Here is a 12,187-nt window from a genome sequence, read left to right on the forward strand (position 1 = left end):
CGAATCGTCGCTCATAGTATCTTCCAAAACCGCTTGAGGAGGCGGGAAAGAAGGGGAGGAGCAATGTCAGTCTTGCTGGCGTTTTCGCGCGCTATCGACGCGGCCAATAATTTCATCGGAAAGTCGGTATCCTGGCTGATACTTGTGGCGGTTCTTATCAGTGCCATCAATGCTATTTCCCGCAAACTTTTCAACGTCAGCTCCAATGCATGGCTTGAAGCACAATGGTATCTGTTCTCCGCTGTGTTTCTACTTGTCGCGGGCTATACATTGCTTAACAACGAGCACGTCAAGGTCGATCTACTTTATAGTCGCTACTCACGGCGAACCCAGTTACTGGTTGAGATATTCGGCACGATTTTCTTCCTTCTACCATTCTGCCTCGTCACGATTTACCTCTCATGGCCGATCGTTGAAGCAAAGCTCACCAGCGGCGAAACCTCCAATAGTACGGGCGGATTGGTACTGTGGCCGGTTTGGTTGCTAATTCCTGTCGGTTTCGGTTTGCTGGCACTTCAGGGCATATCTGAGCTCATCAAGCGTATCGCCATTCTTCAAGGGCATATCCCCGATAAGGTCGCTGTTGAAGATGCCGAAGCGCAGGCGCTTTGAGAGGAATGGATATGATCGCTTTTTTCGCAGAAAATCTCGCTCCCCTCATGTTTCTTTCGCTTGTGGTCGTACTACTGCTGGGCTATCCGGTCGCATTCGCCCTAGCCTTTGTCGGCTTCGTTTTCGGCTTTGTTGGCATCGAATTGGGCCTGTTGCCAGTCAACCTGTTCGGTGCAATTCCTGATCGCATTTTTGGGCAGATGTCGAACGAGACATTGCTTGCCATTCCATTTTTCACTTTTATGGGGCTAATTCTGGAACGAAGCGGCATGGCGGAAGATCTACTCGATACGATCGGGCAGCTTTTCGGACCGGTACGTGGGGGGCTGGCATTTGCAGTGATAATCGTTGGGGCGTTGTTGGCTGCAACCACTGGCGTGGTTGCAGCCTCTGTCATTTCCATGGGACTTATTTCCCTGCCCATCATGCTGCGCTATGGTTATGACCGTAAGGTCGCGGCCGGAACAATTGCCGCCTCCGGTACCCTGGCACAGATCATTCCTCCCAGCCTTGTCCTCATTGTGCTCGCTGATCAGCTTGGGCGCTCAGTGGGCGATATGTATAAGGGTGCACTTGTACCCGGATTGATGCTTGTCGGCTTTTACTGCGCCTTCATCATAGGTATGTCGATCTTGCGACCCGCGACTGTTCCTGCGTTACCGGTTCACGCGCGTACGTTGAAGGGCTGGAAGCTCGTTCAGCGTGTGGTGTTCTCATTAGTACCGCCGCTTGTATTGATCTTTCTTGTCCTTGGAACCATCTTTATCGGCCTGGCAACGCCTACAGAAGGTGGTGCCATGGGAGCAGTGGGAGCGCTACTTCTAGCTATCATCAATCGCCGTCTCAATCTGACAATGCTGACTTCAGCTCTATACGCGACCGCAAAACTGTCGTCGTTCGTCATTTTCATCTTGTTGGGTGCACGCGTGTTCTCGCTCACATTCTATGGTGTCAACGGCCATGTCTGGGTTGAACACTTGATGACGTCAATCCCCGGCGGCGAGGTTGGCTTTCTTATCGTTGCCAATCTCCTGGTGTTTCTACTGGCATTCTTTCTCGATTATTTCGAGCTGGCCTTCATCATAATTCCACTTTTGGCGCCTGTCGCGGACAGTCTGGGCATTGATCTTGTCTGGTTCGGCGTGATGCTGGCGGTTAACATGCAAACATCTTTCATGCATCCACCTTTCGGATTTTCATTGTTCTATTTGCGATCCGTTGCGCCGTCCCGACCATACAGGGACAAAGTGACGGGGGCGACAATCCAACCTGTTACATCCGGACAGATTTATGTTGGGTCCATACCGTTTCTGATAATTCAGCTCGTTATGGTCGGGATTATCATAGGTTTTCCCGGTATAGTCACTCACTATAAGGGCAACCATAAACAGCTGGATCCCTCCACCATCCAAATCAATGTGCCTATGCCTGATGCGGATGGAGGAAACCCATTCGGTAATGCACCAGCACCTTTTGGTGCACCCGCGTCCTCCCCTTCTAATGAACCATTGCCTGCACCATCATTTGGCACGCCCTCCCCGCCTTCATTCGGACAAGGTACCGGCCGACCGGAAAGGCCGGAACAATGACCCTAAACTAAAATTGGAACCAAAAGTATGGAGCGATTTTGCTTGAAGCAAAAACTTATAAAGATGCAGTTATGGCGGTTCCAACGAACGCGACTGAACTGAAAGCTCTCCAGTCACTACAGACAATTAGAAGTCTTCGAGGAGGAAAGACATGAAACAGGATTTAAACCGTCGAACATTTTTAACAAAGGGCGCCGCCATTGGCGCAGCCGCTGCAGCGAGCGGGACGGCGCTTGCCACACCTGCCATCGCTCAGGAACTACCTACTCTACGATGGCGTTTGACTTCAGGTTTTCCCAACAATCTTGATACTATTTTTGGCGGCGCTGTCTATATGGCCAACGCCGTTTCGAAGATGACGGAAGGCAAATTTCAGATCCAAGTTTTCCAGGCAGGCGAAATCGTACCTGGCCCACAGGCGATCGACGCTGTGCAAGCGAATACGGTCGAAATGGCACATACGTGTGGCTATTATTTTACCGGAAAAAATCCGGCTTTTGCCATTGGTACCGCGATACCGTTCGGCATGAATACACGCCTACAGAATGCGTGGCTCTATCACGGTGGAGGCAACGAACTCTATAACGAGTTTCTATCGGATTATGGCGTCGTGGGGATTGTCGGTGGCAACACAGCCGCGCAGATGGGGGGGTGGTATAGAAAGGAGATCAAAAGCCTAGCAGATCTCAAAGGGCTCAAGATGCGCATCGCTGGTGTTGCCGGTGAAGTCATGTCACGTCTGGGTGTGGTACCGCAGCAGCTTCCTGGCGGCGACATCTACCCTTCGCTCGAGCGCGGAACCATTGATGCTGCAGAATGGGTCGGCCCTTATGACGACGAGAAACTAGGCTTCTATCAAATTGCGCCTTATTATTATTATCCCGCATTCTGGGAGGGTGGTGCCTCGGTCCACTTTTTCATCAACAAGGAGCAATATGAAAGCCTGCCAGAACCTTACAAGGTTGCGCTCAATACAGCTGCTGAAGCAGCAACTCAGAACATGATCTCGCTCTATGACGTAAAGAATACGACAGCGATCCGTTCATTGGTATCAAAGGGAGTGAAACTTCAGCCGCTACCACGTGATGTGCTCGACGCTGCATACAAAGTTACGTTTGATCTTTATGCGGAATACAACGAAAAAAATCCGTCATGGGCTAAGATTTATCCAAGTTGGAAGAAATTCCGTGACGAAGGTTTTGAGTGGTTCCGTGTCGCTGAATATACCTACGACAGTTATGTGTTTGCGCAGCAGGCCGCAGGCAAATGATACGACTATGACAGGCCTTGTCGTTCCCAAACATTGAGCGGGGCCAGTCGCCCCGCTATCCGGTTGCAACGCGTAAGATACAATCTAGCCATAAACTCGCTTTTTTCCAGGCGAAACATTGCCAGTTTTGTATTTACAGTGGCGCGGGCTATCCCAAGGATGAACATTTAGTGGGAACTAAAACCATCTATGATGTGGTTTAAATAGAGCCTGCATAAAGCCACACTCTCTAAAAACCCATTGATAAGTGGAAGGCCATACACAATTATCATTGAGTCTATAGATGAGGATCCGACAGGTTGAACCTGTGTCACACCATATATCCACAATGAAGTGTTTCTTTACCCGTGTTCTGGCAAAGGTTATTGACATAGTGGAGTTACTTTAAGGCCGGACATCGCTTACTGCAGAGAAGTTGACTTTTCACTGGCCCGACGGTGGATACAACGATTAAAGCTACTTTGCGGGATTGGCTCCATGCGACTGGCACAAACCGCTGTCATTTTGAATTTTCGGTGCTGATTTCGCTGAGCACTGATACCCTGCCTGAAAGGCCAGGATCCCGCTTCTTGAGTCGTCATACACAGAAACTTGCAAATCAATCAGAGCGAAATCGCCGCCCGGACATTGTAATGGAGCTCAAGGCACTAGAACTTCTTCCCCCAATTTTCATGGCTGCGTTGAAGAAACTAGGTCCATTCGCCCAAACAAGGCACCAAGCGCGATCAGAGCTCTTTGAAGTGGATGTGCGGTCAACCAAGTTTCTCGCACTGGTTCAGTCACAGGATAACCAGAACGTTAATTGCCTTGATGCGCAAGTGGTTCAATGCCTCGAATGCTAAGCTCGTTTGTGCTGTTGAACCGCTCGGGTTTACGTTGTGGCTTGTTTAAGTTGGTACCGTACTTGGCTGACGGGCGGGAAAAGGCCTAAATGTTAGTAGGATCAAAACAGCCACCAGCCCCATGCTCCACGATCCAACATACATTAGCACGTAAGAATTGAATCGATCATAGATCAGGCCACCCAGCAACGGGCCGGTCGACATACCGAGACTGCCTGCCATCGCAGTTCCGCCAATGATCGTACCCATCATTTTCAGTGGGAAATTCTCGCGGATAATCACAGCATAAAGTGGCATTGTGCCAGCATAGATGGATCCGACCAGCGCTGCCACCGCATAGAACGGACCGAGTGTCGAAACAAATACATAGGCGAGAACACCGAAGGCCTGTGCCATAAGTCCAAGCACCAATATGCGCTGCGCACCAAACCGATCTCCTGCAAGACCGAACCCGATACGACCGAACATGCCGGCCAGTCCTTCGACGCTGTAGATCGACACAGCCGCAATCATTGGGATTCCGCAAGTTACCGCATAGCTTACAGTGTGAAAGATCGGGCCGGAATGGGTCGCGCAACAAAAGAAGTTCGCCAGCATCAGGGTGATGAACTGCGGCGAGCGAACCGCCTGCCTGACGCTCATGTTCGACTTCGGTTCGTTCGTTGCAAATTCGCCTATTCCCGCATCGAGCGCTGGTGGTCGGCGGACCAAAAGTGCCGCGGGAATCATCACAGCCGCGGCCATTCCGGCGATGATCAACATTGCAGTTCGCCAGTCATGGATTGTCACCAGCCACGCCGCCAATGGCGCCATGGTCATCGGTGCCATGCCCATACCTGCAGAAACCAGCGAAACGGCGAGACCGCGCTGCGTATCGAACCAGCCGGTCACACAGGCCATCATCGGCGCGAAGACGGCTGCGGTCGCTGCGCCGACCAGAACGCCGAACAGTGTCTGGAATTCGCTGAGCGTTCCCGCCCGACTGGCGAAAGCAAGGCTCGCCGCCAGAACGATTGAACCCGTGAGCACGACTGGCCGTGGCCCGAACCGATCAGAGAGGCCACCCCACACCATGCTGGCGGCGGCCATTGAAAGGAAACCAAACGTCATAGCAGCGGATATGCCGGTTATCGACCAACCGGTATCCAGAGCTATCGGCCGCAGGAACACAGGCAATGAAAACATGGCTCCAATGGCGACGCAGCCCAAAAGGCCACCTGCCGCCACGATGACCCAGCGATATGGATGATCCATGTACTCCCCCGATCCAGAAAGCCGCTGACGTTCAGGCACTGGAAAGTGGTTTATGTCAGAGGAATGTCTCTTATCAACGCTACTGACACCCCACCGAATATTTTAACGGCGTTTCTGGATCAGCCCTGAGACGAGGCCCAACCGGTCGACGGAATGGTATTGACCATCCACGGGATCCCGAACCGGTCTATCAGCGAACCAAAGCCTGGCGACCAGAAGGTCTCCTCAAACGGCATGACTACCTTGCCGCCTTCAGACAGATGCTCGAACAAACGCTGCCCTTCGGCCTTGTCTGCAGCATGCAGGGTGACATCGAAGCCGTTCTTGGGCTTTTCAATATTCGGTGCCCATTTAACATCCATGTCGGCGCCCATTAGAGCTTGATCGCCAACCTCGAGCCAGCAGTGCATGAGCCAGGTTTTGTGTTTATCGTCGGTGATTGGCATGTCTGGAGGACCGTCACCATAGGGCATGGCCGCAGTAATCTTCCCGCCCAGAACCTTGGCGTAGAATTCAAACGCTTCGCGGCACTGGCCCTGAAAACTTAAGCTGGTCACGATCTTCATAATTATTTCCTCCCAAAATAAAACTTCACTATTTCGAACAAGCTTGATACCGCACGCCGCACTACTCGCCTACTGTCAGCGCGTATCATTTAGAATGTCACCGACACCACGCGATAAGCGGGGTTATCGCCTGCTGCGCCTTTCCCCCCAGGAAGGGCAGTGACTGCATTGTCGAGACTGAACTCCCTTTTGGGTCCACAGTTTGTCAGTGATGATCAATAATCTACCTTGATATCAATATAATTAGCCCAAAATGTCAACCTCGCCTGTAAAAGTTCCTGCCAAAGATATCTTCGAAACCTCCGTCCTTAGGCATGACGAGCCTGTGCCTAAGGCACAGGTTTACGCATGGGCACGCGAGTACACTAATTAAAAATTCAATTCTTCCAACACCACACACGCTGGGTGATTTGTGTATGTTTTTTGAGTGAAGTTGAGAGCCGATAAAGGCGTTATTAACAGCCTGTGAGCGCGCCCTCTCATTTGGGTTTTGGCCATCAGCTTATGTTCGGGGGGCAGATGATCGTTTCGACCCAACTATTGACCTTTCCTCCCAAACGTCGTGTAAGCATTTCCAAATCGTTTATATTTCAGTCACTTGAAGAACTGAAAATTGCCCGGACTCGAACTTGCTGGGCACTCTGTTCCCTTTCATGCACCTGACTGGCGATCTTGCTTTCACAATCCTCGTTTAACTGAAGAGATGGCTGAACGCTATCGCAGTTTGCAGATTCGATCGACAATCTCTGCATATGCCGCGATAGCCATTAAGACGAGAGGTGTCGTGCGTAAAAGCTTGGCACGTATGCCATGAACACTGCTGGCCATACAGAAAAACACGTATTAAATGCCCAACAAGAATCCAGCTCCGACCACTGTCAGGACCAACGCTGAAATCGCGATAAAGGCGTGATCCCGTGCTAGTGAAAACTGGATGAGCATAAGGATCACTCTAGAGACGGGAAGAAAAATGAATAGGCCAACGCCAGTTTTCACCAATTCGTATCCGCTCACGCTAAAAATCGTCCTTATGAAGGGGTGCAGCCATTGAAGCGCCAATCCTGCTGCGATGACAAATGAAGCCAGTCCGGTGCCATAATGCAACAATCTGGCGATAGCTCGCTCCTGCCCCGCGGCTGTGCTAAAGTATTTGTTCATGGGAATTTTCCTGTCACGCTGCGAAATGCAGGTTGAATCCATTTACCGCCATCGCGACAGCCAGCAACACAAGGACTATCACCAAGAAGATGCGGAGCTTGTCACCGGAAAAACCCATCAGCATCCGCGCACCCACGAAGGCCCCTGCAACAGAGCCGAGCGCAACCGGACCGGCGATTGCTGTATTTATGTCACCGCGAACAAAATAGGCGCCCGCACTCGCGGATGCCGTTACCCCGATCATAAAATTCGAGGTTGCTGAAGAAACCTTGATTGGAAGTCGCAAGGCCGTATCCATGGCGGGGATTTTTAGCACACCGCTACCAATTCCGAGCAGCGCCGAGACCAGGCCGGCCCCATACATTAGCGACAAGCCTATTGGCACGGAGCCTACATAATAAGGCGCAACGGTTCCCCCTGTGCGATCGGGAACTGCGGAATGCAGGCCCAACCGTGTTGCCCAACTTCGTTGCGCGTATACGGTCTGCTGGTTCCCATCACGGCGGCGGTTGAGCATTTGTTGCGCTGACACAACGAGAATACCGGCAAATAACAAATACAGATAAGCGACCGGAATAATCCCGATCAGAAACACCCCGGTAAGCGCGCCCAACGTCGTCCCAGTCTCCAGGACGGCAGCCAGCCTTACATTGGTCATACGCGCTTTCAGGAGCGGTGCCGCGCTGCCGCATGAACACGCAATTACCGACACCAGGCTAGCAGCGACCGCAGCGTGGATGTCGATACCGAACAGAATTGTTAGGACTGGGACAATGAATATACCGCTTGCCATACCGAGAACACCCCCAAGCGCGCTTGCGCCGAAGGCAGCAACAAATAGCGATAAAGCACCGGTCGCCCCCATATCAGGAACTCCAATCATGGGTTCTGCCGTGACCGGCGCGATAAGCGGGTGGTGAACTTAATGAGGTCGCCGCGATAATAGAGCTTTTCATAATCCACCGGCTTCGGACCTTCACAAAAGGAGGTCCGCTCGATCAGAAAGACAGGGCTTCCGGGCGTGATCTCCAGCGCCCGGGCGACTTGGTCGTTTGCTGTGATGGCTTCTAGATGATATTCCGCTTCGACAAGCGGCAGGCCATACTTGTTCTCGAGCAACGAAAAGATCGGCTCCGCTTCCAGGTCGTTGCTCCCGATCTTCTCGCCAATGTCCAAGGGTAAATAGGTTTCATCGAACGACATAGCAACTCCATCGGCCAAGCGAACCCGCTCGATACGATAAACCTGCGTTCCGACGGAAATGCCCAAATGCGCCGCGACGACATCGCTGGCGGGCACGGGACGTTTATCCAGCAGTTTTGCGGTTGGATTCCGGCCTAGAGTGATCATGTCCTCCACAAACCCGCTCAATTCAGTCAGCTCCTGCAGAATCTTCGGCTCGGTAACAAATGTTCCCTTGCCGCGACGAATCTCCACCAATCCGCGCGCGACGAGGTTTTCGACTGCCTTTCGAACAGTCGTTCGGCTGACACCGAACCTTTCAATCAAAATATCTTCAGGTGGAAGTTGAGCGCCGCGAGCGAGAATACCGTTGGCAACTTCGGATGCCAACGTAGCCTCAACCTTAGCGTAAAGTGGTGCGTGGTCTGTCTCTATCATCATACCGACATCATGACGTCGCTACATCATTATGTCAATCGCTCTCACATCTCTCGCGAAGCTGGAACGAGCCGACTGGCAGCCGGTAGATAAACATTGCTGCGTTTCCGGCTTGCTTTCCTCTTAGGCGAGTTTTGTCCGCATCGAAGCCATAGCTCTTGGCAAAATTTCCAGTGCTATTTGCTTTATGGCTATGGTTGTTTGTACGAATGAATTGCCGGTCTCTGGACCATCTCATATATCGGCTGACGGGAAGCTGGTGTAATGAATGACGTTGTCTGGTCCGAAACTGAGACTGATCGCTATCAGCACTCGCTCGCCACATTGCGCACTTTCAGTTGCTAGTGTCCTCAGAATCCATACGGAATGGAGCACCCCGCCCGAACCCCAACCCGGCAGGCAGTCAAACAGTCAAAGTCATTCGCGTAAAGAAGACGAAGGTTAGCCGTAACTGCTCAAATATAGGGCTGACTGCCCCCCCGTAAGCCGACTTTCACGCAATCAATATAGACCTGCACTTGTTGAGCATTTGCCTGAAAGTTCGCGAGCAGTCTCTCGAGTGGGAAGAGCATCGCTTTTTCCATAATCGCATCCAGTCTGTGATTGCAGGTTTTAAAAGCCGAGCCACGCCTGATCCTCAATCTAAATCTTGAAGCCGCCGGTGGTTCCAATTACTGGTATGGGCGATAGCGGAAAAATGCCTACACACCCGGATAATCAATCAAGAGAACAGTTGCTGGGGGGCGAGTTAATATTCATTTGGCACCCCTCATCCTAATCCGCCAGAGCATCGTGAAAAATCGGGCCAAACTCTGCGCCATTGACGCTGCTACTAGCCTCCAGCCAGTCGTATATCATGCGTCATGTCATAGCTTAACGAAAAGCGAACACCATACCTTTTACCAACGGGATACGTCATGAAAAACGACCAAAGAAGCGGTCTATGCCAATTAGTGGCAAGCCTGATCCAGAATCCCTCCTTACAGCGAAGTTACTGCATGATCGTGTCCTTGAAGCTAAATTTGGTGCTGCCCGGTATGGAAAAGATTAGCGAGCAGATTGGCTCACTTTAACCTGAGGTTCGCGCACCACTTCGACTACGCGTCTTGAACGGATGAAGCCACCAAGTTTTCCTTCAAGATCGTTGAAAAGAGCGACCAGGGCTCGTGCGTTAACTGGTAATGTTTCAAGTCTGACGATCTTCATTTCGGGCAGTGGTCCTGACCTTCCGGGTTCGCCAATCAACTTTTCCCGAAATGCAACAACGTCTTCTCGCGCCATAGCCTGTGTTTCGTAAAACCGGCGACTGGTATCCGAAAGATCATCTCCATATACATACGTATAGAAACTGCAACCTACTGCATGCTGCTTCTTCGACATAATGCACCCCTTATCTTTTAAACAAAGGAGTCGACCAGAGCACAACGATAGAATGTCCCGAAATACCGTTTGATCCCGTAGGAGGATTTGCGGTACGCCCCCGCTTTCATGCTCATTGACCCCTTGGTGATCGGGGGATTGGAAAACCGTGCAGACACGATCCCTATGGCCTTTAGCCGGAAGCCTGTTGCATACGCCACAGGTCCCCCGACCATAAGGTCAAGGAGTGTGATGCTGTTACGGCCAGCAACAACCGATCTGCAAGAGGTTTCCACGCCCCAAGGCAGCTGCGTATCTGCCTCAACATGAATCCTAAACGGAAACAGTACGTTGGTGCAAGCTGTTTCCGACAATTTTCGCTAAGGTGGGCTTATTGGTGATCGTTGCCTATCTTACTCTCCTGGGCTGTGCATTGGTCAACGAGAATTAACTTTTTCAATCTTTCTGCGCCAACGATTCAAAGCTGGATCAACCTAACTATCTTCTCTGCCCGACAAAGGAATAGAACCGATATGGCACGGGGATCTATTGCCTCTGTACCTCAAGAGCCACAGGGCCGACATTTTCCGCATTGGTATGGCAGGTCAACAAAAAATAATAATCGCCAGCTAGAAGATGCATTAAAGTTCTTCAAGAGCATACAATTCAGATAATAGCGCCCCCTTAAATACGGTTATGCATCAGGGGGCTTACGGAAAAACAACGCTTTAATCAAAAATCACCGATTCTCCACTGTCGATACGGATCAGGTCGGCTAGAATATCTTGCAACAGCAGTCCAGGTTTACCGCCGTCTTCCAGTTCCGCGCCTTCCATTTCCAGGATGCAATGTAACTTGGCGGTAACACCTGCAAGGGATTGAGCTGGTGTGGTCAAAAGCATATCGGCAAGCTGAGATTCAACCGTCATCAACTTCATCTCGGCATTTAACATGCGCTTGTACCCGATTTCCTCGCCGCCTTTCTTCCATTTTCTCTGGCGAGCCCTCAGCAAAGCTTGTGCACGTCTTCGCTCCTCTGACATTGCTACACCTGAGAGAAAGCTATCAATTTCCTCCACTGTATGCACCACAACCCGCCGCCCACTCTCTGGAACTGTTATCTCGACTAAAGGAAAACCGCCAACTATACTCAAGAGCTTCGTTTCAAGTTGTTGTTGTTGAAAACAGATGTGCCGTCGTTGCGCATGGACAGCGTTCCACTTTTGCCAAGCAGATATAGCAGGGTCAACGCCGTTACATTGAGTCTGTTCATCTCCCAAGACATCTGCCACCCCAAAGTGCGCGGTTGGTATCGCCGCTAACGAGGCAATGGCGGTCAAAAGAAGGTTCCGCCGAGTTACTTCAGGCAAAGTTGTGCTATCGTTAGAATCAGCCATAATCCGAGTCCTGTAAACTTGGGTTGTGGTCAGATTGGATGGCGTGACGTGTCAATCGGAACGGAATATTGGCTCTGACTCACATTTGATGATTTCGCGGTGGAAACTGATGCGGTTATCAGAAAGGAATCAGCATCATGGCGACCAAGTTTCGTCTGTCGTCCCTGATCCCGGCCGGATTGATTGTTGAGAGTTCCGACGAGGACGAGGGGGTTATCATTGTTTCAGCGCGGGCTACTGCCGATCGACGTTCCTGCCCTTTATGCCACAGAATGTCAGATCGTGTTCATAGCCGCTACGTTCGGATAGTTGCTGATTTGCCTTGTGGTGGCACCAAGGTCCAACTGCGATTATCAGCAAGGCGCTTTATCTGTGAGATGACAGTTTGTCGTCGCCGGATATTCGTCGAAAGGTTTGGAGAGCTTATCGTTCCGGAGCGCAGCCGTCGAACCGCTCGACTTGATACCGTCGTACATCATCTCGGGTTGGCTCTGGGAGGGCGGCCCGCAGCAGCCTTTGC

11 protein-coding genes are annotated in these 12,187 nt (G+C 51.4%); 4 read left to right on the forward strand and 7 right to left on the reverse strand.

All coding sequences use genetic code 11. The features are described 5' to 3' along the window. Positions 1-63 precede the first annotated feature (63 nt). The 3 genes from OIV19_RS09075 to OIV19_RS09085 all read left to right on the forward strand — a co-directional run bounded on the left by OIV19_RS09075 (position 64) and on the right by OIV19_RS09085 (position 3,471). Complete coding sequence (locus tag OIV19_RS09075; RefSeq protein ID WP_264231357.1) at positions 64-612, forward strand: TRAP transporter small permease subunit; 549 nt, start codon at positions 64-66, stop codon at positions 610-612. Positions 613-623: 11 nt separating this feature from the next. Beyond that, entirely contained in the window at positions 624-2,201 is a 1,578-nt protein-coding gene (locus OIV19_RS09080) for a TRAP transporter large permease (RefSeq protein ID WP_264231358.1), read from the forward strand. Between the two features lie 151 nt (positions 2,202-2,352). Then, entirely contained in the window at positions 2,353-3,471 is a 1,119-nt protein-coding gene (locus OIV19_RS09085; protein WP_264231359.1) for a TRAP transporter substrate-binding protein, read from the forward strand. Positions 3,472-4,358: 887 nt separating this feature from the next. On the opposite strand, the gene OIV19_RS09090 is transcribed toward OIV19_RS09085, so the two are convergent. The 7 genes from OIV19_RS09090 to OIV19_RS09120 form a co-directional block, all read right to left on the reverse strand. Continuing rightward, on the reverse strand, positions 4,359-5,567 hold the full coding sequence (locus tag OIV19_RS09090; RefSeq protein WP_264231360.1) for an MFS transporter: 1,209 nt from the start codon (positions 5,565-5,567) through the stop codon (positions 4,359-4,361). Between the two features lie 119 nt (positions 5,568-5,686). Beyond that, entirely contained in the window at positions 5,687-6,133 is a 447-nt protein-coding gene (locus tag OIV19_RS09095) for a VOC family protein (RefSeq protein ID WP_264231361.1), read from the reverse strand. Positions 6,134-6,976: 843 nt separating this feature from the next. Further along, positions 6,977-7,291: a DUF1634 domain-containing protein gene (locus OIV19_RS09100; RefSeq protein ID WP_264231362.1), complete on the reverse strand. Its 315-nt coding sequence runs from the start codon at positions 7,289-7,291 to the stop codon at positions 6,977-6,979. A 13-nt stretch (positions 7,292-7,304) separates the two neighbouring features. After that, positions 7,305-8,174 (reverse strand): sulfite exporter TauE/SafE family protein, encoded by an 870-nt coding sequence (locus OIV19_RS09105; RefSeq protein WP_264231363.1) that lies wholly within the window; start codon positions 8,172-8,174, stop codon positions 7,305-7,307. Next, positions 8,171-8,914, reverse strand: a complete 744-nt coding sequence (locus OIV19_RS09110; RefSeq protein WP_264231364.1) for a GntR family transcriptional regulator — start codon at positions 8,912-8,914, stop codon at positions 8,171-8,173. Before OIV19_RS09110 ends, OIV19_RS09105 begins: the two co-directional genes overlap by 4 nt. A 1,044-nt stretch (positions 8,915-9,958) precedes the next feature. After that, entirely contained in the window at positions 9,959-10,291 is a 333-nt protein-coding gene (locus tag OIV19_RS09115; protein WP_264231365.1) for a hypothetical protein, read from the reverse strand. 707 nt (positions 10,292-10,998) lie between these two features. Next, positions 10,999-11,667, reverse strand: a complete 669-nt coding sequence (locus OIV19_RS09120) for a hypothetical protein (protein ID WP_264231366.1) — start codon at positions 11,665-11,667, stop codon at positions 10,999-11,001. Between the two features lie 137 nt (positions 11,668-11,804). On the opposite strand from OIV19_RS09120, the gene OIV19_RS09125 reads away from it, so the two are divergent. Then, the coding region (locus tag OIV19_RS09125) for a transposase family protein (protein ID WP_264231367.1) at positions 11,805-12,187 on the forward strand (383 nt) is incomplete at its 3' end.

Origin of the sequence: Brucella sp. HL-2, assembly GCF_025846885.2 — a bacterium.
Taxonomy (GTDB): Bacteria; Pseudomonadota; Alphaproteobacteria; order Rhizobiales; family Rhizobiaceae; genus Brucella; species Brucella quorumnocens.